This is a genomic window from Cellvibrio chitinivorans (assembly GCF_035117775.1).
GTDB classification, from domain to species: domain Bacteria; phylum Pseudomonadota; class Gammaproteobacteria; order Pseudomonadales; family Cellvibrionaceae; genus Cellvibrio; species Cellvibrio chitinivorans.
Map to the genome: position 1 here is coordinate 277,519 of NZ_JAYKKN010000002.1, position 23,827 is coordinate 301,345.

The 23,827-nt window shown below is 46.0% G+C and carries 25 protein-coding genes and 4 tRNA genes; 16 read left to right on the forward strand and 13 right to left on the reverse strand.

Annotation, left to right across the window (positions count from 1 at the left end; all coding sequences use genetic code 11):
* Window positions 1-41: 41 nt before the first annotated feature.
* The 9 genes from ppnP to SPL68_RS07925 form a co-directional block, all read right to left on the reverse strand.
* Window positions 42-323, reverse strand: coding sequence for a pyrimidine/purine nucleoside phosphorylase (ppnP, locus tag SPL68_RS07885; protein WP_078042810.1), 282 nt, complete (start codon window positions 321-323; stop codon window positions 42-44).
* A gap of 102 nt (window positions 324-425) precedes the next feature.
* Window positions 426-501 (reverse strand) — tRNA-Asn (locus tag SPL68_RS07890).
* Between the two features lie 175 nt (window positions 502-676).
* Complete coding sequence (locus SPL68_RS07895; RefSeq protein ID WP_323814550.1) at window positions 677-1,744, reverse strand: methyltransferase; 1,068 nt, start codon at window positions 1,742-1,744, stop codon at window positions 677-679.
* Window positions 1,741-2,436, reverse strand: a complete 696-nt coding sequence (rsuA, locus tag SPL68_RS07900) for a 16S rRNA pseudouridine(516) synthase RsuA (protein WP_323814551.1) — start codon at window positions 2,434-2,436, stop codon at window positions 1,741-1,743. The genes SPL68_RS07895 and rsuA overlap by 4 nt, the downstream gene beginning before the upstream one ends.
* A complete protein-coding gene (truC, locus tag SPL68_RS07905) occupies window positions 2,436-3,197 on the reverse strand; it encodes a tRNA pseudouridine(65) synthase TruC (RefSeq protein ID WP_323814552.1) in 762 nt (253 codons plus the stop codon). Before truC ends, rsuA begins: the two co-directional genes overlap by 1 nt.
* A 94-nt stretch (window positions 3,198-3,291) precedes the next feature.
* A complete protein-coding gene (gene folD / locus SPL68_RS07910) occupies window positions 3,292-4,137 on the reverse strand; it encodes a bifunctional methylenetetrahydrofolate dehydrogenase/methenyltetrahydrofolate cyclohydrolase FolD (protein ID WP_323814553.1) in 846 nt (281 codons plus the stop codon).
* A 239-nt stretch (window positions 4,138-4,376) separates the two neighbouring features.
* A tRNA-His gene (locus SPL68_RS07915) sits at window positions 4,377-4,452 on the reverse strand.
* A 77-nt stretch (window positions 4,453-4,529) separates the two neighbouring features.
* Window positions 4,530-4,606, reverse strand: a tRNA-Arg gene (locus SPL68_RS07920).
* Between the two features lie 36 nt (window positions 4,607-4,642).
* Window positions 4,643-4,719: transfer RNA gene (locus tag SPL68_RS07925), tRNA-Pro, on the reverse strand.
* A 286-nt stretch (window positions 4,720-5,005) separates the two neighbouring features.
* Between SPL68_RS07925 and SPL68_RS07930 the strand changes: the two genes are divergently transcribed.
* The 6 genes from SPL68_RS07930 (at window position 5,006) to SPL68_RS07955 (ending at window position 9,683) form a co-directional block, all read left to right on the forward strand.
* Window positions 5,006-5,503 carry a flavin reductase family protein gene (locus tag SPL68_RS07930; protein ID WP_323814554.1) on the forward strand — a complete coding sequence of 166 codons (498 nt, stop codon included), beginning with the start codon at window positions 5,006-5,008 and terminating at the stop codon, window positions 5,501-5,503.
* Between the two features lie 476 nt (window positions 5,504-5,979).
* Window positions 5,980-6,999, forward strand: coding sequence for an NAD(P)H-dependent glycerol-3-phosphate dehydrogenase (locus tag SPL68_RS07935; protein WP_323814555.1), 1,020 nt, complete (start codon window positions 5,980-5,982; stop codon window positions 6,997-6,999).
* Window positions 6,999-7,355: a DUF4389 domain-containing protein gene (locus tag SPL68_RS07940; RefSeq protein ID WP_323814556.1), complete on the forward strand. Its 357-nt coding sequence runs from the start codon at window positions 6,999-7,001 to the stop codon at window positions 7,353-7,355. Before SPL68_RS07935 ends, SPL68_RS07940 begins: the two co-directional genes overlap by 1 nt.
* Window positions 7,356-7,832, forward strand: a complete 477-nt coding sequence (gene sixA / locus SPL68_RS07945) for a phosphohistidine phosphatase SixA (RefSeq protein ID WP_323814557.1) — start codon at window positions 7,356-7,358, stop codon at window positions 7,830-7,832.
* Between the two features lie 30 nt (window positions 7,833-7,862).
* Window positions 7,863-8,735 (forward strand): alpha/beta fold hydrolase, encoded by an 873-nt coding sequence (locus tag SPL68_RS07950; RefSeq protein WP_323814558.1) that lies wholly within the window; start codon window positions 7,863-7,865, stop codon window positions 8,733-8,735.
* Window positions 8,736-8,774: 39 nt separating this feature from the next.
* Window positions 8,775-9,683, forward strand: a complete 909-nt coding sequence (locus SPL68_RS07955; RefSeq protein ID WP_323814559.1) for a DUF4892 domain-containing protein — start codon at window positions 8,775-8,777, stop codon at window positions 9,681-9,683.
* Window positions 9,684-9,792: 109 nt separating this feature from the next.
* Here SPL68_RS07955 and folE read toward each other — a convergent pair whose 3' ends face one another.
* Window positions 9,793-10,332, reverse strand: coding sequence for a GTP cyclohydrolase I FolE (gene folE, locus SPL68_RS07960; RefSeq protein WP_323814560.1), 540 nt, complete (start codon window positions 10,330-10,332; stop codon window positions 9,793-9,795).
* Between the two features lie 146 nt (window positions 10,333-10,478).
* On the opposite strand from folE, the gene prmB reads away from it, so the two are divergent.
* The 10 genes from prmB to SPL68_RS08010 all read left to right on the forward strand — a co-directional run bounded on the left by prmB (window position 10,479) and on the right by SPL68_RS08010 (window position 20,688).
* On the forward strand, window positions 10,479-11,408 hold the full coding sequence (prmB, locus tag SPL68_RS07965) for a 50S ribosomal protein L3 N(5)-glutamine methyltransferase (RefSeq protein ID WP_323814561.1): 930 nt from the start codon (window positions 10,479-10,481) through the stop codon (window positions 11,406-11,408).
* A 121-nt stretch (window positions 11,409-11,529) separates the two neighbouring features.
* The gene (gene aroC, locus SPL68_RS07970; RefSeq protein WP_323814562.1) at window positions 11,530-12,630 is read left to right on the forward strand and encodes a chorismate synthase; all 1,101 of its coding nucleotides are present in this window, start codon (window positions 11,530-11,532) and stop codon (window positions 12,628-12,630) included.
* A gap of 73 nt (window positions 12,631-12,703) precedes the next feature.
* Window positions 12,704-13,894, forward strand: a complete 1,191-nt coding sequence (locus SPL68_RS07975) for an MFS transporter (protein ID WP_323814563.1) — start codon at window positions 12,704-12,706, stop codon at window positions 13,892-13,894.
* Window positions 13,887-14,666, forward strand: coding sequence for an amidohydrolase (locus tag SPL68_RS07980; protein WP_323814564.1), 780 nt, complete (start codon window positions 13,887-13,889; stop codon window positions 14,664-14,666). Before SPL68_RS07975 ends, SPL68_RS07980 begins: the two co-directional genes overlap by 8 nt.
* Window positions 14,667-14,693: 27 nt before the next feature.
* Window positions 14,694-15,611, forward strand: a complete 918-nt coding sequence (locus SPL68_RS07985; protein ID WP_323814565.1) for a 5'-nucleotidase — start codon at window positions 14,694-14,696, stop codon at window positions 15,609-15,611.
* Window positions 15,612-15,885: 274 nt separating this feature from the next.
* A complete protein-coding gene (cysB, locus tag SPL68_RS07990; protein WP_323814566.1) occupies window positions 15,886-16,860 on the forward strand; it encodes an HTH-type transcriptional regulator CysB in 975 nt (324 codons plus the stop codon).
* 144 nt (window positions 16,861-17,004) lie between these two features.
* Window positions 17,005-17,952, forward strand: coding sequence for a YbgA family protein (locus SPL68_RS07995; protein WP_323814567.1), 948 nt, complete (start codon window positions 17,005-17,007; stop codon window positions 17,950-17,952).
* 7 nt (window positions 17,953-17,959) lie between these two features.
* Window positions 17,960-18,394: a nuclear transport factor 2 family protein gene (locus SPL68_RS08000; protein ID WP_323814568.1), complete on the forward strand. Its 435-nt coding sequence runs from the start codon at window positions 17,960-17,962 to the stop codon at window positions 18,392-18,394.
* Complete coding sequence (locus tag SPL68_RS08005) at window positions 18,391-19,812, forward strand: cryptochrome/photolyase family protein (RefSeq protein WP_323814569.1); 1,422 nt, start codon at window positions 18,391-18,393, stop codon at window positions 19,810-19,812. The genes SPL68_RS08000 and SPL68_RS08005 overlap by 4 nt, the downstream gene beginning before the upstream one ends.
* Before the next feature lie 117 nt (window positions 19,813-19,929).
* The gene (locus SPL68_RS08010; protein ID WP_323814570.1) at window positions 19,930-20,688 is read left to right on the forward strand and encodes a hypothetical protein; all 759 of its coding nucleotides are present in this window, start codon (window positions 19,930-19,932) and stop codon (window positions 20,686-20,688) included.
* A gap of 58 nt (window positions 20,689-20,746) precedes the next feature.
* Here the strand turns inward: SPL68_RS08010 and SPL68_RS08015 are convergent, their stop codons facing one another.
* From SPL68_RS08015 to SPL68_RS08025, 3 genes are all read right to left on the reverse strand, one after another.
* A complete protein-coding gene (locus tag SPL68_RS08015) occupies window positions 20,747-21,544 on the reverse strand; it encodes a sulfurtransferase (RefSeq protein WP_323814571.1) in 798 nt (265 codons plus the stop codon).
* A gap of 136 nt (window positions 21,545-21,680) precedes the next feature.
* A complete protein-coding gene (locus SPL68_RS08020) occupies window positions 21,681-21,971 on the reverse strand; it encodes an EscU/YscU/HrcU family type III secretion system export apparatus switch protein (RefSeq protein WP_323814572.1) in 291 nt (96 codons plus the stop codon).
* A 9-nt stretch (window positions 21,972-21,980) separates the two neighbouring features.
* Entirely contained in the window at window positions 21,981-23,666 is a 1,686-nt protein-coding gene (locus tag SPL68_RS08025) for a flagellar hook-length control protein FliK (RefSeq protein WP_323814573.1), read from the reverse strand.
* Window positions 23,667-23,827 lie beyond the last annotated feature (161 nt).

A 23,827-nucleotide genomic window follows, 5' to 3' on the forward strand; every position in this document is an offset into this window, starting at 1 on the left:
AAAAGGCGCCGAAGCGCCTTTTTTTTACTGCCTGAGAGTGATTACTCGTATTTACACAAGTAAGAAGTTTCAACATCGGCAGATACTTTGAAGCGTTGGTTGGCTTCAACGATAAAGGTTTGGCCTGCAGCAAAGGTTTCTGCTTTGTCGCTGCCTGGCAGTACAACAGTCAGGCTACCACTTACTACGGTCATGTACTCTTTTTGGCTGGTACCGAACTCGTAGTCACCTTTGGCCATTACACCAATAGTGGCTGGCAGGGTTTCAGTTTGGAATGCGATAGATTTAACTGCGCCACCAAAGTATTCGTTAACTTTAAACATAGGATGCTCCGTTCAAGGTGGGGAAAGGGTACTGGTATAAACAGATATAAAAAATACGCGCATAAAAAAGGCCGCATAAATGCGGCCTTTCTCATTTAAATCTGGCTCCGCCTGCTGGACTCGAACCAGCGACCCAATGATTAACAGTCATTTGCTCTACCGACTGAGCTAAGGCGGATCGGTGACTTCCATCGTGGAAGTGGTGCGCATGATATAGAGGCAGTTTTGGTTGGTCAACCGTTTTTTAGGTCTTTGGGTTAACTTTTTCAGCAAAAAACCTTAATGAATTCAATGCTGTTTAATAATCCGGCAGGCTGTTGTCTTCCTGTTCAGTTGTGCTGATTTGAGATTGGTCAATGTCCGAGTTGAATCACTTTAAAACTTCCGTTATCAGCTAAAACCTTGATCTGCTTAAACAATGGTGCGGCTTTACGCTCTAAGGGAATAAATTGATTAACGACAAATAGCGCTATGCCATTTACACCCAACAAGCGCTTCGCATTTTTCAGGAATTTGTCAGTCAAATCGCCATCTATGTCAAATCCTTGGTGGAAAGGAGGGTTGCATAGCAGTAAATCTGCCTTAGCTGTTAGCTCTTTTCCTGCATCCGCGGCGATTACTTCGCCTATTAGATCATTCAGAAGTAGGTTTTTTTGGGCTAAATCCAAAGCTGCCGCATTGTTATCGGTCAATATCCAGGATTCAATGTTTTTGCAGTTGCCGAGGCTTGCAGCTGCAACACTAAGGTAGCCATACCCGCATCCCAGATCGATACATCTGTTGGCTGAGCTGGGGAAGGGGGGGAACTGTTTAAGTTGCTCTATTAATAGGGCGCTTCCGGCATCGATTTTATTCCAGCCAAACAAGCCGGGTTTGCTTAACAGTTTAAGCTCGGAGTCTGGCGTTATTGGGCGAGCTTGAGCGTAAGTGCTATCGTCCAGTAGCTGTGATGGATTGTATATGGCGCGCTTGATGAGTTTTGCTGAGTAAACTGGTCCATCTTTTACGATATTTTTGCTGCATCCAAAAAGAGCTGCAATTTTTTCGATATAGGTTTTAGTGCCTTCATTTTTATAACCGGCAAGAAATAATTCTCCCTCTGGTTTCAAGCAGCGCCAAGCCTGATTAAGTAGGTGATGTACGACAGGTTTTTCTTTTGATACGCGATAGAAAAATCCATCGATACTCTTGTCGCCAATGTCACTGAAATTGAAATCGCTAAAGTTGGTTGTAAATCCGCGTGTTTGTGCTTGCTGCGCGACATCCCAGCGATTAGTCATGAGGAGTAGTTGCTCATGATGAAATGCGAGCGGGAGCGTGTTGAGTGCATTCTCATCTGTGCACCAAAGCAGGTGCGCATTTTTATCGATTGCTGCTTCTGCTAATGCTTGGCTGACTCGGTTGAGTGCTAAATCGTTCATGGCGCTATGCTCGTTATTTCATCGTCGGTCAGTGCGCGATATTCACCTGGTGCCAACTTTGGATCAAGTTTTATACTGCCAATACTTTCGCGATGCAGCGCCACAACGTGATTACCTGCCGCCGCGAACATGCGTTTTACTTGGTGATATTTCCCTTCGTGAATTTCCAATAGTGCTTCATGGCTAGAAATTAATTCCAATCGTGCTGGGCGAGTTGAGTTTTTTTCTCCATGCAATTGCACGCCTTCGGCAAACAAAGTGGTGGTGTCGCTACTGATGGGGTTGGCCGTTGTTACGCGATATATTTTTGCGCATTCATGGCGCGGTGATGTGATGCGATGATTCCATTGACCGTCATCGGTAAGTAATACTAAACCTGTGGTGTCAATATCGAGACGTCCTACAATTTGCAGCTCTTGCCAACGCGGTAAACGAATCAAATCTACCACCACAGGATGTTCACTGTCGCTATTCGCGCAGACATAACCTATAGGCTTATTTAGCATTAAATAGCGAGTTTTAAAGGCTTCGACCTGTATGCTATCGAGCGTTACCAGTTCATCGCCTTGTAATTTTTGATCGCCTTTTTTTGCGAGCACACCGTTAACACTGACTCTGCCTGCTTTAATTGCCTGCTGGATAAGTGAGCGAGAAGAGTCGCTATTTTGACTAAGGAATTTATCAAGGCGCATTATTGTTCCTGAGAGTTTATCCAATTGGCGGGAAGGGCATCTGTCCAGCCAAAATGTTGAATAATTTTAGTAAATGATGGTGCTAGCGGTGCAATAAGTGTGAGCGCTTCATTCGTTACAGGGTGCACAAACTCCATTTGTGGCGATGCAAGCATAAGTCCGCTACATGAAAATTTTTCTTGAAAAAAACGATTGTGATTGCCTTTGCCGTGTTTTGCATCCCCGATGATCGGGTGGCTGATATGCTTGAGGTGGCGGCGAATTTGATGTTTGCGTCCAGTTTTCGGATTGCATTGCACAAGTGAGTAACGAGTGCAGGGATATTTATCGATACTAAACGGAAATTCGATTTGAGCGAGTTTTTTGTATTCAGTGATGGCTTCTTGCGCAGGCTTATTCATGCGTGCCTTTTGATCGGTGTATTTATCTAGTTCTTCGATTAATGGGTGATCAATAGTGCCCTCATCTGGAGTGAAACCTCGTACTAAAGCGACGTAGGTTTTGATGAGTGCATGCCTTGCAAAAATGTCACCGAGTTGCCGGGCAATTTCTGGTGAAAGTGCAAAAACTAAAACGCCGGAAGTGGGCTTGTCCAAGCGGTGGGCCGGATAAACCAGCTGGCCGATTTGATCGCGTAATAGCTGTACCGCAAAGCGAGTTTCGTGGCGATCTATTTCGCTGCGATGCACCAGTAGCCCACCGGGTTTATTGATGGCAACTATGTGTTCGTCGCGATATATGATCGGCAGGGTTTCTGTCATCTTTTGTGAGCGTCGTTAGCGAATGCTGTAAAAACAAAAGCAGGCGAGTGCCTGCTTTTAGGGATTTTTTATCTATGTAGGGAGAAGAAAATCATTAGCCGATTTTTTTCTCACCCGAATCAACGGTTTGATAAATCAAAGTGTTGATTGTCATTGGGCCAACCCCACCGGGCACAGGTGTGTAGGCGGCAACGCGATCTACCAGAGGTTTTAATTCGATGTCGCCAACACCACCCGGGTGATAGCCAGCATCAACTACCACTGCACCATCTTTAATCCATTCTGCTTTGATAAATTCTGGTTTTCCGACTGCACCCACCAGAATATCGGCTTGTTTGATCAATGCAGGTAAATTTTGTGTGCGCGAATGGCAAATAGTTACTGTAGCGTTAGCGTTGAGCAGCATTAATGCCATTGGTTTGCCAAGAATCGGGCTGCGCCCAACGACAACAGCGTGTTTGCCTGCAAGCTCAACTCCATATGCTTCTAACAAACGCATAATGCCTTTTGGTGTTGCGCAACCGTAAGCTTCCTCGCCCATGCTCATGCGACCAAAGCCCAAACAGGTGACGCCATCAACATCTTTTTCGGCGCTGATTGCATCAAAACACAGGCGTTCATCAATTTGATGCGGAACTGGATGCTGCAACAAAATGCCATGCACATTTGGGTTGGTATTGAGTTCTTGAATTTTAGCCAGTAACTCTTCAGTGGTTGTAGTTGATGGCATCTCAACTTTCAAAGACTCCATGCCGATACGTGTACAAGCATTGCCCTTCATTTTTACATAGGTGGCTGATGCAGGATCATCGCCCACAAGAATGGTTGCCAGAATAGGAGTTTGGCCATTGCTGCGTGCTTTTAAAGCTGCAACGCGTGCTGAAAGTTCCTGTTCAGTTTTTTCGGCAAGTGCTTTGCCATCCAATAAGAGTGCGGACATGGGCGCTAATTACCTGTGTTGTAAATGATAAGGGTGATGAGTCTGAGGGCGCGTATTTTCCCACAGCAGGCAAATGCCGCCAAGAGAGTTAAAGTATTTATCGGGTTGGGCAGTGGCTTTTATTGGCGGTCAATCTCAATAGCAATATGTGCTGAGCTTTGAAATAAAAGCATCTTCGGAAATATGTTCGGAAAACAGAATGGAGATAGTGTGCGCTTGTCGTATAAGCCGCGAGGAATTGGGGTGGCTGATGGGGCTCGAACCCACGACCACTGGAATCACAATCCAGGGCTCTACCAACTGAGCTACAGCCACCGTAGCGAGAATAAATAGGTGTAAACCTATTTGAAAACAACTTTAAGAGAAGTGTGGGCGGTTAATACATGCCCAAATGGCGCACCCGGCAGGATTCGAACCTGCGACCACCCGCTTAGAAGGCGGGTGCTCTATCCAGCTGAGCTACGGGCACATGCTGGAACAAACCTTCGCAGGTTCGATAAAAAAATGGTCGGAGTGGAGGGATTCGAACCCCCGACATTCTGCTCCCAAAACAGACGCGCTACCGGGCTGCGCTACACTCCGACGACTTAAAACTGACTGCGTTTCAAGTGGTGCGCATATTAACGATGAGATCCGACCTCGTCAACGAAAAAAACACAATAAAATAAAATATTTAGCACTCCAAGTTAAATTCTAATCAGGTTGAGCAAGGCGCATCCAGATATTGCTGTTGTTGTGCCTTTATTGCTGCAGAAAAGGTTATTTGAGTCTTTGGTGTGGGAAATAGAAATAACTGCGCAGACACTTTTTAGGCTTGTCTGAGTTATGTTCGCTGGTCAGAATAAGCAGTTCTTATTCGGGGGAGTTTATGCAAAACAATAGTTTAACTGTGTCAATGAAATTGGGGATGCGCCGGTTGGCGTCGGGTGTGTGCGTACTATCTACTGCTTTACCGGACAATCAACGTTTTGCGATGACAGTATCCTCTGTTACTTCCGTATCAGATTCTCCCGCCTCTCTGCTGGTATGTATTAACCAGCTGGTCTCCCAGCAGGGGCATTTGGCAACTATCGGTAGTCAGTTTGCCGTTAATGTTTTGTCTGCTCATCATCAGGATGTATCAAATATCTGTGCTGGGCGTGAACCCAACAGAAATCGCTTCGAAGTAGGGCAGTGGGAAGATGATGACACTGGTGTGCCTGTGTTGATGGATGCTCAAGCGGTTTTTCTGTGCCAGACCGATCAGGTTATGACCTATGGAACTCATAAAATTATTGTTGGAGCCATTCATAAGGTCATTTTGCCGGAGGTGGCGGTGGATCCTCTGCTTTACGCGGATGGCAGCTACGGTGCGTTTTTAAGGTAATAAATTCCAGGTGTTTGCTGGAACAAAATGGTCATCTAGGTGGTTCATAATGACGCAATTTTTTTGTAAAAAAGTTGCTTGCAATATGAATATTTCGTGTCTATCGGTTGTGCAAGGTTAATGATCACTAACTCTTTATGCACATCTCCTGTGCTTAATTGCTTGAGTTGCTCGCAGCTTGAACAAAATCGCGAAAAAATGAACTTTCTGCTTATTTTATTTATGTAACATTATGAAAAATAAGGATATTTTTAAATTGGTTGTTTTTTGATCGTTTTGTCATTGGTACTGATTTTATAAGCCTTTGAGGCGGTTTCCCAAAAAATATCCACCAAGTTATCCACAGAAAATGTGGACAAAAATTTGATGAAGGTTTTTGTGCAGAAAAGTTACAGTTTGTGTGTTTTGTATCTTTTGGCTTGTAACAGGTGACGAATTTTTATGGGGTTTTCTTGGTTTAACCACTGGATTTTTTTATGAGTAAACAATTGAAGGTTGCTGTACTTGGCGGCGGTAGTTTTGGTACGGCAATTGCCAATATTATCGCGTGTAACAACCATCAAACTTTTCTTTGGATGCGGTCTGCGGAGCAGGCTGGCATCTGCCAAACCGCGCGCCAAAATGCGCGTTACCTTCCAGGCTATATGCTCAATGATCAACTTGTTGTGACCGCTGATTTGGCAGAGGCTGTGACTGGTGCGGACTTAGTCTTTGTGTCTATCCCCAGTCATTCCTTTCGTGCGGTGACCCAGCAGTTAAAGCCTCTGTTGGGCGAAGACACTATAGTCGTGAGCACGGCTAAGGGTATCGAGCCTGAAGGCTTCACCTTGATGAGTCAAATTCTTGAGCAGGAACTTCCCGGTCATCCTATTGGTGTACTGAGTGGCCCTAATTTCGCAAAAGAAATTGTGCAACAGCAGCAAACCGGGACTGTGATTGCGAGTAGTGATGAGCGTGTCATCGAGTGTGTGCAACAGACATTAAAGTCGTCTACCTTTCGTGTCTATGCAAACCACGATAGCTATGGTGTGGAATTGGGTGGTGCACTTAAAAATATTTACGCGATTGTCTGTGGGATGGCTGCGGCCTTGGGCGCCGGGCACAACACTCAAGCGATGTTGCTGACGCGCAGCCTGGCGGAAATGGGGCGTTTTGCCCAAGTGATGGGGGCAAACCCAATGACCTTTTTGGGTTTAGCTGGTGTAGGTGATTTGATTTTGACTTGTACGTCGGATTTGAGTCGCAACTACCGTGTTGGATTTGCCTTGGGGCAAGGAAAAAAGCTTGATGAAATTGTTGCGTCTTTGGGGCAGGTCGCCGAAGGTGTTAATACGCTCTTGCAGGTAAAACACAAAGCCGACGAGCTTGGTGTATATATGCCTTTGGTGTCGGGATTACATGCAGTATTGTTTGAAAACAAACCAATCGCCGATGTTGCCCGTGGTTTAATGGTCGGCGAGCAAGCTGATGATGTTGAATATTTAAGGGGAAATTAATGAACAATGATCAATTAAAGTCCAATCTCAGTTCAAGTAAACACTGGTTACGCTTGGTATTCATGCTGTTATTTGCCGCAGTGCTGCAATTGGCTACTTTGGTGATGTGGGTATTGGTTGCGGTGCAATTTGTATTTTCATTAGTTACTGGTGAAGACAATCTTCACTTACGCCGTTTTGGTCATTCGCTGTCTACTTACATTTATGATGTGTTCAAATTTTTATGCTACAGCAGCGAAGAAAAACCTTTTCCGTTTGCTGATTGGCCTGCTGGTGTAAATGTTGAACCCAAAACAGAAGTTCAAGTAGAGCCAAGCAAACCTGCTGTAGATACTGCAGAAAAAGCGGCTGAATAAATGACCATTTTTATTCTTCGTCATGGACAAGCAGAGCTGCAAATGACTACCGATGAGGCTCGTCGGTTGACTGATAAAGGTCGGGTCGATACTGCCAAAATTATGCAGAAGCGAGTCGCAGATATGGACTCGCTTACGCAAATTTGGGCTAGCCCTTTGGTGCGAGCGCAACAGACTGCAGGGATTGCCACGGATTACTTTTCTGGGCTTGAAATTCAAACAACTGATTTGTTGGTGCCTGAAGCAAATCCTCAGGTTTTAATCAATTGGTTGGCAGAGCTTTACTCTAAAGAGTCCCAGAATTCAGATTCATCTATTTTGCTGGTTAGTCATCAGCCGCTCGTGGGGCGTGTGTTAAACATGCTTTGCGGTAAGTCTGATGACTATCATCCTATGGGAACCAGTTCGCTTGCAGCTATATCGGCGCCGTTGGTTGCGGCAGATTTGGGTGAGTTGCTCTGGTTGGATCACGCTTGATCGAAACTGTTTTTTATCGAAGTGAATTTTATGGCGCAATCATCCCACCCGCGCGAGCTGCGTTTTAGTGTTAATGGAATGAATTTCGCTGCGCAGGAGTGGGGTGATACCACGCAATTACCTGTTCTCGCGCTGCATGGCTGGCTGGATAATTCCGCCAGCTTTTTTGCATTGGCGCCGCGGCTCAAAAACCTTCATCTTGTTGCATTGGATATGGCCGGGCACGGGCGAACTGATCATCGTCCGGGCAACATGGCGTATACACTTTTAGATGATATCAGCGATATTTTCGCGATTGCCGATTATTTAGGCTGGGATAAGTTTGTTTTGTTAGGGCATTCGCGCGGTGCAATTATTGGAACTCTGGCGGCAGGTACTTTTCCTGAGCGAATTATTGCTTTGGGACTAGTTGAGGGTTTTTTGCCTGAGCCTGCAAAAGCAGAAGATGCCCCCAAACAATTGGCGAGTGCTATTGAGGGGCTGCGTGCGCAACAACAAAAGAATCCTTCCGTTTACCCCGATATGGATATTGCAGTCAAAGCCCGTGAACGAGGAATGTTTCCGCTCGGCTATGAAGCGGCAAAGGCGCTGACTGAGCGTGGTGTGGCAGCTCGAAATGGCGGTTATTCGTGGTGTACTGATCCCCGATTGTTAGCACCTTCGATGATTAAATGGCCGCGTGAATATTTGGAGGCGTTTGTGAATCAGATAAGTGCGCCAACAAAGCTATTATTAGCTGATCGTGGTTTGCCGTTTATGTATGAAAATTATTTGCGCGAAGTGAAGCGCTTTTCTAATGTTGATTATGAGGTTTTGGCAGGCGGCCATCATCTGCATATGGAGCAAGAAGTCGATGTTGTTGCAGAAAAACTCAATGCGTTTTTCGCTCGATTTATTGGCTAATGCCCGTTAACAATAACAACGAATATGTGGTGAGTATTTATGCGGTTTGTGCGATTCGTCTGTGGTTTCTTTGGTCTTTGTATTGTTGGTACAAGCTTCGCTGCCGATTTGCCGGTACAAAATTATCCCAACGCGAGAGTGATGTATCAAAGTCAGGCGCAAGTTGATGAATATATTCTGGCGCTGAGCAGCTATAAAAAAATCGCGGGCAATTGGAGGCTTGATCGTCAGCAGCGCTTAAAGGGAAATCTTGCACGTTACACATTGGAATTGCCCGAGCGACATAGCGCTAGCAACGGTTTTGAATTTTATCTTGATCAGTTGCAAAATTTTAATTTCCGTGAATTGTTCCACTGTAAAGGGCGTGATTGTGGAACCAGTAATTCATGGGCTAACAATCACTTCAAGCTGCAGCAGTTGTACGGATTGGATCAATTTCAACAGTATGGCGCTTACGAAGTAACCTCGGTCGATAACAAGCCCTTCTTTATTGCGCTTTATGCGGTACAGCGCGGCAATAAACGTGTTTATGTTCAACTTGATGTATTACACGTAGATCAAAGGCTTGAGCTAGGTGTTGCTTCAAATTCTGATTCGATTATCAATGCGTTGGATGTAAATGGCTATTACGTGTTTCCAGATTTAGTAACTGATGATGCAAATGGCAATACATCGATTCAAATTAAACCTGCACATTTGAACGCACTCATTGATGCCTTAACGCAACATCCAACATTAAAAATTGCTCTCGTCGGGCATGATTACGCTGCGATACCGCTAGCACAACAGCAACAGGATTCACTGGTCTACGCCAATCAGCTAAAGGCGGCTCTGCAAGAAAAAGGGGTTGTTCCTGCGCGCATTACAACCTATGGGATGGGAAGTCTTGCACCGGCGGGGCGGGGCGATAGAAGTGCGCGGGTTGAGGTTGTTAAACTTAACGATTAGATAAAAGCAGCGCTTTTGAATTAAGAAATTTTAAAATCAAAAAAGGCGACATCATTTTGCATGGTGTCGCCTTTTTTATGCGTTAAAAATTTTGCATCATGAAAAAACCTTAGCGCAGCAGCGACAAAAACTCATTGCGCGTTGCTTGGTTGCTGCGGAAACTGCCGCGCATGGCGGAGGTTTTCATCGAGGAATTTTGCTTTTCAACACCGCGCATCATCATGCACATATGTTTGGCTTCGATAATAACGCCTACGCCAGATGCACCGGTAATTTCCTGAATGCACTCGGCGATTTGTACGGTAAGTTGTTCCTGGATTTGTAGGCGACGTGCAAACATATCGACGATTCGTGCAACTTTTGATAAGCCCAGTACTTTTCCAGTTGGGATATAAGCAACGTGAGCCTTACCAATAAAGGGCAGCAAGTGATGCTCGCATAGGGAGTAAAGCTCAATATCTTTAACCAGAATCATCTCATCCGAGTCGGACGGGAAGAGTGCATCGTTGACCACTTCATCCAGTGTTTGATGGTAGCCGCGGGTTAAAAATTGAAAGGCTTTGGCTGCGCGATCCGGTGTGTCCAGAAGGCCAGGGCGGGTTAGGTCTTCACCGACGCCAGCAATAATGCTCGCAAAATGTTCTCTCATTACAAACTCCTCTAGCGGCAGCGATCATCTGCCTGTCACAAAACAGTAGTTTACCGCTTTCACTGGGAATCGAGAAAACTTAAATCCTGATTTGATCGATTTATTGGGTAGAATGCCCGCACTTTGCCGATTCCCTGAGGTTATTCATGACTGCATCTACCAATCAATTTGATCTGGCGCGCGATCAATTGCTGACCATTCGCGATTTTTTGCGTTGGGCCGCCAGTGAATTTATCGCTGCAAAACTCTTTTATGGTCATGGTACAGATAACCCTTGGGATGAAGCTGAGCAGTTGGTGCTGCACGCCATTCATCTGGCTCCGCCTTTGGGGGATGTATGGCTGGATGCACGCTTGACCACAGCAGAGCGCGAGCGGGTTGTAGCCAATATTCAGCGCCGCATTGAGGAGCGTATCCCTGCTGCTTATATCACCGGTCAAGCCTGGTTTGGGGGTATGCCTTATGTGGTAGACGAGCGAGTACTGGTGCCGCGTTCGCCTATTGGTGAGCTAATCGATAAACACTTTTCGCCTTGGTTGGTAAATGAGCCGCAGCAAATACTGGATTTGTGTACCGGCAGCGGCTGTATCGGCATCGCCTGTGCTCATGCATTTCCTGATGCTGAGGTGCAGTTGAGTGATATTTCGTTCGATGCGCTGGCAGTTGCCGAAGAAAATATTCAGCAGCATGGTGTGACCGAGCGCGTTTTTGCGATCCAGTCGGATTTGTTTGAAAACCTGCTTGGGCAACGCTTCGATCTAATCGTCTCCAACCCACCCTATGTGGATGCAGAGGATATGGCGAGTCTACCCGATGAATTTCACGCTGAGCCTGAACTTGGGTTGGCCTCTGGTGATGATGGCCTCGATTTTACCCGTCGCTTGTTAACTGAAGCATTGGATCATTTGACCGACGATGGTTTGCTGGTGGTAGAAGTTGGCAACTCTTGGCCCGCTTTGGAAGCGGCTTACCCCGAGCTGCCATTTACTTGGGTAGAGTTTGAGCGCGGCGGTCATGGTGTGTTTGTGCTTACGGCGCAAGAGCTGCGTAATGCGCGCGCAGCCGGGGTGCTTTAGGAGTGCTCGAATAGTGTTGTGTCGATGCGTCGGCTGGGCAAGTCACGTATAATCGGCACACTTTTTATTGATTCCTACTTTTTATTGATTTCAAGTGGGATCTTAGATCAGGAAATTGCGAATGTCTGGAAATACGTACGGCAAGTTGTTTACGGTAACTACCTTTGGCGAGAGTCATGGCATTGCCTTGGGGGCGATTGTCGATGGCTGTCCGCCCGGCCTTGAGTTGACTGAAGCGGATATCCAAATTGATTTGGACCGCCGTAAACCAGGCACATCGCGCTACACCACTCAGCGTCGCGAAGATGACATGGTGAAAATTCTCTCTGGTGTGTTTGAAGGTAAAACGACCGGCACTCCAATTGGCATGATGATTGAGAATACCGATCAGCGCTCGAAAGACTATTCCAATATCAAAGATCAATTCCGTCCAGCTCATGCGGACTACACCTACATGCAAAAATACGGTGTGCGCGATTACCGTGGCGGCGGCCGTTCATCGGCGCGTGAGACTGCAATGCGTGTTGCTGCAGGTTCTATCGCTAAAAAATATCTGAAAGATTTTCATGGCATTGAAGTGCGTGGTTATTTGTCGCAGCTTGGGCCGATCAAGATTGAAACAGTGGATTGGGATCAGGTTGATCAAAATCCATTCTTCTGCCCCGATGCCAGCAAAGTGTCTGAAATGGAAGCTTTCATGCAGGCATTAAACAAAGAGGGCGATTCCATTGGAGCAAAAATCACCGTCGTGGCGACTAACGTTCCACCGGGTTTGGGCGAGCCTATTTTTGATCGTTTGGATGCAGAAATTGCGCATGCATTGATGAGTATCAATGCGGTTAAAGGTGTTGAAATCGGAGCAGGTTTTGAATCGGTTGAACAACGCGGCACCCAGCATCGCGATGAAATCACCCCGGAAGGTTTTTTATCCAACAATGCCGGTGGTATTTTGGGCGGAATCTCTTCAGGTCAGGACATTATCGCCAATCTTGCGCTTAAGCCGACCTCAAGTTTGCACCTTCCCGGTCGCAGTGTTGATGTGCACGGAAACCCTGTAGAGGTCATCACCAAAGGTCGTCATGACCCTTGCGTCGGGATTCGCGCAACACCAATCGCTGAGGCTATGTTGGCGTTAGTGCTGATGGATCACTTGTTGCGTCATCGCGGGCAAAATGGTGGCGTTAAGCATTCAATTCCGGTGATTCCTGCACAAGCAAAATAATTCTTCACAGGTTGCGGGTTAGTTGTGCAGCGCCACAGCTAACCCAAACTTGTCTGCTCCTGTTAGTACTTTTATGCCCCTATCTTCTGCGCAGCAAGCAATTCCTTACTGGCGACTTTCCGGATTTTATTTTTTCTATTTCGCCGTTGTCGGTACTCTGATTCCTTACTGGGGAATTTATCTCAAATCCCTTGGTTATTCGTCGCAGGATGTTGGTGTTATAAGCGCGATCATTCTGGCAACGCGGATTATTGCCCCCAATTTTTGGGGATGGTTGGCGGATCATACGCAACAGCGATTGCGCATCATTCGTTTGGGAAGTTTGGCTGCAAGTATTATTTTTGCAGGAATCCTGCTCGATCAGCGCTACTGGTGGTTAGTCTTGGTCGTTAGCTGTTACACCTTTTTTTGGCATGCTGTTTTACCTCAATTTGAAGTTATCACCCTCGGGTATTTGGGCGATAAGTATCATCGCTACGGCCAAATTCGACTTTGGGGTTCATTCGGATTTATGGCTGCCGTTGTTGGGCTTGGCCTAGTGTTTGATGTGTTACCTATTCGATACCTGCCGCTTTTTATTTTGTCATTTCTCATTCTTATTTGGCTGTCCAGCCTCAGTGTGCGCGATTTAAGCTCCAAAAAGACAGCAAATGCGCAGCATTCGTTTTTGCGCCTTGCGCTCCAGCCAACAATTTTGTGTTTCTTAATCGCCAGTTTTTTATTGCAGTTAAGTCACGGCCCTTATTACACGTTTTACACTCTTTATTTGGTGGAAAACTACGGTTATAGCCGTACATCGACCGGGCTTTTGTGGGCATTAGGGGTACTTGCAGAAATTGCGATCTTTTTTGTGATGCACAGACTATTGGCTCGTTTTCCTCTGCGTGTATTGATGTTGTTTGCGTTGCTCACCACGAGTCTGCGTTGGCTGTTGATCGCCTATGGGGCTAATCATCTGTCCGTGCTTTTATTTGCGCAGTTATTGCATGCCTGCAGCTTTGGTATCGCGCATTCAGTGTCGATCGAGCTGGTGCGTACCTATTTTAAAGGTGCAAATCAAGGGCAGGCGCAGGCTATGTACAGCTCGCTTAGCTTTGGTGCAGGTGGTGCGGCGGGCGCATTGATTGGTGGATTCTTGTGGGACTATAGTGCATCAAGTACATTCTTGTTGTCGGCTATATCGGCGCTAATCGCGTTTGCGCTTTGTTATCGATGGCTGCATCCAGCTCATCACAACGAAGAGGAGATTGTTCATCGTGGATAATTTGACTGTCACCTTGGTGCAGCAAGTGATTGTGCCTAATGATCCGCAACAGAATCTTGCGGTATTTGAGCAGGCATTGGAGGCTATTACCAAAACCGATTTGATTATTCTGCCGGAAGTATTTACCACCGGATTTTGCGCTAATGCACGTAATTATGCAGAAACCGTTGATGGCCGTGCATATCAATGGATGGCACAACAAGCGGCCAAACACGATGCTGTTGTCACTGGTAGCTTGGTGGTAAAACTTGGCGATCCCCATGAGAATAGTTATGTGAATCGCTTGATCTGGATGCGCCCCGATGGCTCTTATGTTGAATACGACAAACGCCATTTATTCAGAATGGCAGGTGAACATACGCGTTATGCGATGGGTAATGAGCGTGTTTTGGTTGAGCTTAAAGGATGGCGCATTCTGCCGCTGATTTGTTATGACTTGCGCTTTCCGGTGTGGAGCCGCAATCGCAATGATTATGATCTCAGCTTTTATGTCGCCAACTGGCCAAGTGCGCGCAGCTTGCATTGGAACCGTTTGCTGCAAGCTCGTGCTATCGAAAACCTGAGTTATGTTTTGGGGGTTAATCGCGTAGGCATGGATGAAGCGGGGCAGCATTATGCTGGTGATTCGAGTGTCTACGGCCCTGCGGGTGAGTTGATCGCCACCAGCCAGGAAGCGGAATTGATTACCGTTGAGTTGTACGCTGAAAATTTAACCGAGTATCGCACAAGGTTTCCCGCACACTTGGATGCCGACGCGTTTACCTTGCAATAAACCTGTTCTGTTACGGAGAGTCTGATTATGGCAAAAGGTTTTGGCGATAAGCTGGTAATAGCGATTTCATCGCGCGCCTTATTTAATCTGGATGAGAGTCATCAGGTTTATATCAACCAAGGTTTGGCTGCTTACGCGCAGTACCAGATTGAGCATGAGGATGAGGTGCTTGCACCGGGCGATGCGTTTCCACTGGTCAAAAAACTACTGCGCCTTAATGAGCGACTGGGAGATGATCCGCGTGTAGAAGTGATTTTGTTATCGCGCAATAGTGCGGATACTGGGTTGCGAGTTTTTAACTCTGTAGAGCATTACGGCTTGAAAATTAGTCGTGCTGCATTTTGTGGCGGCACATCTCCTTATCGTTACGCATCTGCCTTTGGCTGCCATTTATTTCTTTCTACTGAACCAGAGGATGTGCGCCAGGCACTTGAACATGGCATGGCAGCAGCAACGTTGATCGCATCCAATAACCAAGTGGAAAATGAAGATGAACTGCGCTTTGCCTTTGACGGCGATGCTGTGATTTTTTCCGACGAAGCAGAGCAGATTTATAAGCTGCAAGGTTTATCCGCCTTTACTGAAAGCGAAAAGGCTTCTGCAAAAGAGCCTTTGAGTGGGGGGCCGTTTAAACAATTTTTGGCTGCGTTACATAATCTTCAAGCTGAATTTGGGGAAGATTGCCCGATACGTACCGCGTTAGTGACGGCTCGATCAGCGCCAGCACATGAGCGAGTTATCCGCACTTTGCGGGCATGGAATATTCGTATTGATGAGTCGCTATTTTTGGGTGGCTTATCAAAAGGTGCTTTCTTAAAGGCCTATGGTGCAGATGTGTTTTTTGATGATCAGCAAATGCACTGCGACTCGGCGCGCGAGCATGTCGCCACGGGTCATGTTCCCCATGGCATCGCCAATAAGCTGATATTGAACTCTGGCAGCTAAGGCTATATACCCAATATAGGGTGTCTAATCGCTATTTTTTGATATTTTTGTAATATTCATCTGCCAAAAACTTTGCATTTTTGGGATATAGTCTAAAGTTGTAACAAGGCTGGCTTGTAGCACAATTAATAATTGCTGTAGCAAGGCGGTGAATTGCTCTATTCTATTAGTGAATAATTTTAGTTAATTTTATAACTTTGAGTTACTCTCAAGGTTATGTTCTGGTGAATGCCTTTGGCGACAACCTTCAGTGAGTGAGCCAATCGGAGGGCTTATGAAGCTGCAACAACTACGCTATATCTGGGAAGTGGCGCATCACGATTTAAACGTGTCAGCGACTGCACAGAGTTTGTATACATCACAGCCTGGTATCAGTAAACAAATCCGCTTATTGGAAGATGAACTGGGTGTTGAAATTTTCTCGCGCAGCGGGAAACATTTGACCCGAATCACTCCAGCTGGTGAAGCGATTCTGAAGACTGCAGGTGAAATCCTGCGCAAAGTCGAAAGTATCAAACAAGTGGCGCAAGAGTTTAGTAATGAGCGTAAAGGCACGCTGACTCTAGCAACCACGCACACTCAAGCACGCTACGCATTGCCGCCTGTGATTGGTTCTTTTATTAAGCAATATCCTGAAGTTGCTTTGCATATGCATCAGGGCACGCCCATGCAAATTTCTGAAATGGCAGCGGATGGTACTGTTGATTTCGCCATCGCGACAGAAGCGATGGAGTTGTTCAGCGATCTGATCATGATGCCGTGTTATCGCTGGAATCGCAGCGTGGTTGTGCCTAAAAACCATCCTCTAGCGCAGATTTCCAATCTGACACTGGAAGATGTAGCAAAATATCCAATTGTGACTTATGTGTTCGGTTTTACAGGGCGCTCCAAGTTGGATGAGGCGTTTATCAACCGTGGTCTTGCGCCTAAGGTCGTCTTTACTGCCGCAGATGCTGACGTAATTAAAACCTACGTGCGTCTTGGATTAGGCGTAGGGATAATCGCGAGTATGGCGTACAACGAATCAACTGATAGTGATTTGGTAGCCTTGGATGCAAGCCATCTGTTTGAGTCAAGCGTAACCAAAATTGGCTTCCGCCGTGGCACCTTCTTGCGTGGTTTCATGTACGACTTCATTGAAAAGTTTGCGCCGCATCTGACTAAAGATGTCATAAATGAAGCATTTAATCGCCATTCTCGTGCTGAGTTGGACGAACTATTTGAAGATATAGAAATTCCCACGCATTAATTATTATTTGTCTTCCCCAAAGCCGAACCTAGTTCGGCTTTTTTCTTTCAGCTGCTTTATTTTCAAACCGCACCATTGAGGCTTTGCCTTCTTTCTGTCAGTGATGTAAAACATAGATGTCATCAGGTTTTAGATAGGGCTGATATGAACAAAATTCCCTTGGGTGTTAGTCAATGCTTGCTCGGAGAGCAGGTTCGTTATGATGGTGGACACAAACACAACCGCTATCTGACAGAAGTGTTGAGCGAATATTTTGAGTTTCGAGCTGTCTGCCCGGAAGTGGCGATTGGATTAGGTATTCCGCGCAAGCCGATTCGATTGGTCGTCTCCAATAACGAAACCCGGGTGCAAGGTAATGACAATCCAGATCTCGATGTTACTGAGGATTTGGTTGAACAAGCGGAAATAGCAGTAGCGCAAATGCCGGATATTTGCGGTTACGTGTTTATGCAAAAATCTCCCAGCTGTGGTGTTTTTGGTATGAAGCGTTACACAGCTGATGGTTATACTCTCGATGCTAATGGGCGGGGAGCTTACGCAAAACGTTTGATGGAGTTGATGCCTTTACTTCCTGTGGAGGAGGCTGGGCGTTTAAATGACGCTGGCTTGCGCGATAATTTTATCACCCGTGTTTATGCCTACCATGATTTTAAAAGTCGGGTGGCGGCTGCACCGACGGCAAAAAAATTGATTGAGTTTTACTCTCGCTATAAATACCAAGTGATGGCGCATCACGTACCGAGTTATTTTTCAATCGGGCGATTTTTAGCCAATCTTTCAGGTCGGGATATTGCAGAATGCAGCCAAGAATTTTTCCGTTTATTTATGACGGCCTTATCGCACCACGCCACCCGTAAAGGTAATACCAATGCAATTATGCATTTGCGTGGTTATCTGAAAACCTATTTGAATACACAGGAAAAGCAAGAGTTGTCGCAGCTGATTGACTCTTATAGAGAGGGATTTGTGCCCTTGGTGGTGCCGCTTACATTGCTTAAACATCATTTGTTAAAACTGGATAACCCGTATTTAGCATCACAAACTTTTTGGGCGCCTCACCCTGAACGGTTAGGCTTGCGTAATCATATTTGAGCTTTATATGACGCTGACACTTCTGCAAAAAATACGCAGTATGCATCTGCAATTTGACAAGAGAATGCTCAAATCATTGGCGGATGTTTACAGTGACGACATTCAGTTCCGTGACCCATTACATGCAGTAAACGGTTTGGATCACCTTAAAAGTTACTATACAACTTTGATGGCAGATTTGATTGAGTGCCGTTTTGAATATCATCACTCAATGGAGATGGCAGATAAAGGTGAGGCCATTTTGTTTTGGACTATGCATTATCGCCACAAAAAATTGGCAGGCGGTAAGTTGCTGGAACTAACCGGAAATACTCATTTGTTATTTAACGAAAAAATTTATTATCAGCGCGATTATTTTGATGCTGGTTCGATGTTGTATGAACACTTTCCACTGACTGGATTTGCGATCCGCAGAATCAAGAAAATGTTGGGGGCGCAATGACGGCTTTGGTTTGGTTGCGTCATGATTTGCGAGTCTATGATAACCCTGCTTTGCATAAGGCGGCGGACTTAGGGCTGGGCGTTGCTGCAGTTTATCTGCACTGCGATGCCTACGTAAAAATGCACAGTATTTCATCCTCCCAGCTGGAGTTTGTTCGTCAGCATTTACATTTGTTAGTAGCGGATTTGGCTGACCTCAATATTCCACTGGTAGTTATTCGTGTTAAAAAACCGGATGAAATTGCACCAGAATTGCTTCGTATTTCTCAGACTTTGCAAGTAGAGCATTTTTACTTTAATGCTGAATATCCAATAAATGAAGTGAATCGCGATCTGGCTGTTAATCAGTTGTTGCGTGATAACGGAATATTGGTAAAACGCTGCCATGATCGCTGTATTGTTCCGCCGGGTATGATTCGTAATGGGCAGGGGGAACCTTATAAAGTATTCACCGCATTTAAAAAGAAATGGCTGAGCATGGTAATGCCCATTTCTATGCAGCCTCTTGGCTTGCCAGTAAAACAATCAGCGCCTCTGGCAATAAACGCCGCGTCGAAAGAGGAGATTGATCAGCTTTTTAGTGAACATGAGTTGCGCGATTTGTCGGCGCTTTGGCCTGCTGGAGAGCGAGAAGCCTATCGCCGTCTGGATCATTTTATTGAGCAGTCTTTGTCAGGTTACAAAGACCAGCGCGATTTTCCTGCAGTGGCTGGAACTTCGATTTTATCGCCTTATTTTGCAGTCGGTTCACTATCACCCCGACAAGCCATAGCGGCTGTGCTGGCCTACACTCAGGGTGAATGGGAGGGCGGTAACGCAGGAGCTGAATGTTGGATAGGCGAATTAATCTGGCGGGAGTTCTATCAGCATGTAGTTGCTGATTATCCGCAAGTTTGTAAGCGCAAAGCGATGCAACCGCACACCGAAGCATTTCCCTGGCGATTTGATCAAGCCTTGTTTGATGCTTGGTGTGCAGGTAATACAGGTATTCCGATTGTGGATGCCGCCATGCGCCAACTGAATGCCACAGGTTGGATGCATAATCGTCTGCGCATGGTGGTTGCGATGTTTTTGACCAAAAATTGCCAAATCGATTGGCGCTGGGGCGAAGATTATTTTATGTCGCAATTAATCGATGGTGATTTTGCCGCAAACAATGGCGGTTGGCAGTGGAGTGCATCTACCGGCACCGATGCGGCACCTTACTTTCGTATCTTTAATCCGATTAGCCAGTCTGAACGGTTTGATCCATCGGGAGAATTTATTCGTAAGTGGGTTCCCGAATTGGCGCATTTATCTAATAAACAAATCCATAATCCGCCGGAATTGGAAAATTATCCCCGGCCGATTGTAGATTTAAGTAGTAGTCGCAAAGAAACCATTGCGCTTTTTTCTCAGTTATCGTCGTTTGCAAAATAAATGTTTAAACGGTTTCGCAATGTGGCTGGACCTATATTGGTCGCTAATCGTGTAGATAAAAAAGAAGCTACAGCAGGCTTCAGGGTTTAAGTTTTGGTTTTTATGGTAGGGGGTTATATGTTCAGTATGAAAGAGAAGAGTTATCGTCGACAGGCTCTTGGGCGCAGCTTGGCTGTGATTGCTTTTGTGGTTGGAGTTAATGCTGTAGGGGCGCTAGCTCAAGACAACTATGTTGCGGCGGGGAGTGCGTACAGTCTTGATGATAATCAGCTTGTGTATCGTGAACTCTACACAGGGCTTGATGAAAACAAATCAGTTCGTGTTGACTATGTAACGCCTGAAGGGACGGTCTTTGCCTCAAAAACCTTGGTGTACCAAGGGGAGCCGTTTCAGCCCAGTTTTAATTTTGAAGATACACGCGATAACGAATTCGCATCGGCTCAATTTCAAGGTGCCAGATTGGTTCTGACTCATGGAATGAATAGTTCGCAAAATGAAAAGGTTATTTTTGATAATGCAAAAACCGTTATCGATACGGGTTTTGATGCCTATATCCAATTAAATTGGGATAAGTTGTTGTCGGGTAAGAAGTTGAAGTTTGACTTTGCGATTCCCGCGCGTTTGGGGAGTGTTGCTTTGGAGGTGCGCAAAATAAAAGGTTCTGATTCGCCAGTTTATGATGCAAATTATGGGAAAGAATGGATTTACTTCCGAATCGCGCCTGCTAAAAAATTCAGCGCGCTATTTGCTGATCCAATCAATCTTGCTTATGACCCTAACGGCAAATATTTGATGCGCTTTCATGGTCGCTCCAATATCGATGATGATCGCGGTGGGCCGCAGGATGTACGTATTGAATATGAATACACGAATTAATTGAAAAACGGGCGATAGAAATATCGCCCGTTTTTATATGCCCCTTAGCTAAAACATTTTATTTGATTTGATAGGAGCACCAATCGCTCCAGCTGCCTGGATAAAGTTTTGCTTTTTTCCCGCACATCTCCAAGGACAAGATATTTACACAGGCGGTAACGCCTGAGCCGCAGTAAATGACTAGATTGTCATCTTGCAAATCCTTCCAACGTTGCTCTTGTTCATTGGGTGATTTGATAAAACCTTGTTCAGTCGTTGCGTCTTGCCAGAAGTAATTCAATGCATTTGGAATATGCCCCGCCACAGGGTCAATGGGTTCTTCTTCGCCGCGATAACGTTTTGCTTCGCGCGAATCGATAAGGGTAAAAATGGATTCGGGATTAAGAATGTCTTCGCGGGTGACAACCCAATCCTGTTGAACAACTGCTTTGAAGTTTCCAGTTTTAGGTGCGGGTTCGCGCCGATCAATTGCGCCGCCGGAATTAACCCAAGCACTGAAGCCTCCATCAAGAATCAACACTTCTTTGTGCCCGTAGTGGCGCAGCAGCCACCAAGCACGCGCGGCATAGCCCATGCGCGAATCATCGTAAACCACAATAGTTGAATGTTGACTTGCTCCTGTCGTGCGAAGTTTTTGGCTGAGAATTTCTTCATCGGGTAAAGGATGGCGCCCGCCATGTGTGGCAATCGGGCCAGATAGATCTTGTTCCAAATCCAGATAGTAAGCACCGGGAATATGCCCGGTGTGATATTGCTCGCGCCCTAATGTTTTATTCATGAGGTTGAAGCGGCAATCGAAAATAACCACTTTGCTCAATTGTGCTTTGAGTTCTGTGCTGGAAATAAAATGATTCATTGAATTCTGCATAGGGTTGATGCGCATCTGTCAAAAAGATGACGTCATAATCGCATCAAACTGCAGGCATGGAAAGGGTGAAATATGGACGATTTGTGTAACTCTTGTAAAAGGGAGGATTGCCAAGTTGTGATTGTTAATCTGCCCAAGCGTCTGGTTTTTTCCCTTCCAGTTGATAAGCGAAGGCGATGATATAGGCCACGGCGATGTAAAGGGATTCTGGTATTTCATCGCCCAGCTCCAAAGTCACCAATAAATCCACCAGCGCGGAGTTATCGCAAAGCGGGACGCCGTGTTCTTGGGCAATGGCAATTATTTGCTCGGCAACTTCGCCAGTGCCTTTGGCGCTGACATGAGGCGCATTTTTGCCGTCGTAATAAAGTGCAACGGCTTTTTGTAATTCGTTTGGCGTGTAGTGAGAATTCATCTGGGCGCCTTAGGTTTTAATATCGACAAGCGAATAACTGAAAGACATTTTGGGTTGTGGCGGAAGGCCGGGCACACATTGCATTTGCGTAACGCGAATCCCTTCTTTTTCAAGCTGTGCTTTTAGCCCATCCATTTTGTGTTTTGCTTCAAGCAGTGTGTTTTCATGTTCAGCCCAAAACTTGGTGGAAAGACTTTCGCCAATCAAGGTGAGCTGTGCATAAAATTTGCCGACTATGGCCAAATCAAAACTGAACATCACATTCCATTGCCGCATGCATGTTGTATTTTTCTCGCTTTGCTCTTGTTGATCTTCAACCCATTGCTGATCTATTTGAATGTGCAGAGGGTGAATGTCATGTCCTTGTCGGACAGGGATTTCAAATTGCCAGGATTGTGTTGGTTGAGCTGGATCAGTTTGGCCAAGTTGATGGTTCAGTGTATGAGCTTGCTGTAGCTGAATTTTTGAAATGCTGCCCAAAGTGTATTGGTGCATCAGCATTACCAGTTGAGTGCGCAATTGTTTTTGATTCAGCTCGCCTTGTTGTTTGTTGGTGAGCATGCCCAGAAATTGGGGCAGGGTAATGGCGAGCAAATTTTTATTAACGTCTGTAGTGAGCGACGAGCTGGGTAGCGCAGGTTTTAAGGTTTCCAGTTCGGTATCTAATTGATGGGCCAAACCCAGGAGTGCACCTTTTAAATCCTGTGCGGCGAGCTTCTCGACTGTCATTGGTGTTTGTGTTGGCGTTGACGTTATCGATTTATTTGTAAGCGAAGCTAGCGCATGAGCTGGCTGGCCAGATGCAAGTATGTTTGTTACAGGTTTTGCGGGGGCAGCGATGGTTGCCGATTCGCTGGTTTTTGGTGAAGCGATCAGGCTTGCAAGTTTGTACTCAAAACTTTGGCCATTATTTTTGAGTGTCATTTCGACCAATTTGGGATTGGTGAGCTGGTCGGATAAACGAATGTGATTGGCCAGTGTTTTCAGTGATTGCTGCACTTGGCTCGATAACCATTCTTTGCGTTCTGCAACCGGCAGTTGCTGGATGAACTGCGCCACTTTGGGTAGGGCTGTGAGTAGGTCTTGCCCCTTATCTTTATTCGGTAGCAAGCGCCGTAATGCATCGCTAATCACTTCTGTTGCTTTGTTTGTCTCTATTTGAAGTTGTCCTGTTGGTGCTGTGCTTGTTGTATTGCCAGCTTGTAACAGCGCCGCAAAATTGGCGGCCTCTGCTTTAGTGAGTGGTTTGAGGAGTTGCAATTTTTGCCCTTCGCTCAGTTGCATCAACAGTGTTTGATTCAGCTCAAGCGGTTGGCTGGTATAGGTGAGAAGTTGCGTGCTTGTGGGGGCGGGCGATGTTAAGGCGGCGGGAGCATTGGAATTGGGAGTATTAATAGAAAGCGTAACCAGTTTGAGTGCAGATGTTTGTACCAACGATTTTTGCGCTTCAAGTTCGCTGATCAATGCTTTAATCGCGGGCGCCGCGGAGTTTTTATTGAGCTGAGCGAGTTGGGTTTCAATCGACTTGATCAACTGCGCGCGTTCATCGGGTGTAGCTTGAGTGATTTTTTGCACATCGGCCAAAAATTGGTCGCCAATTTTTAAGCCCAGCACTTTGGTGATCGCCATTATCTGGTCGATCTGCGCCCGCTGAACATTCTGCAGCAGCTTGTCAGTGACTGAACTCAGCTCCATGGCTTATCTCAAATGGCTATTAATATGCTCAAAAACGTAAATGTGGGTGCTCTGTCGCTGTGCAGGCCGCTATAATCGCGAGCTTTTGGCACTTGTCGTACCTCACCCTTGCTGTGAATCAGGTTGTTCAGAGTATAGCGGCTTGAAGGGCGATTCCTGTA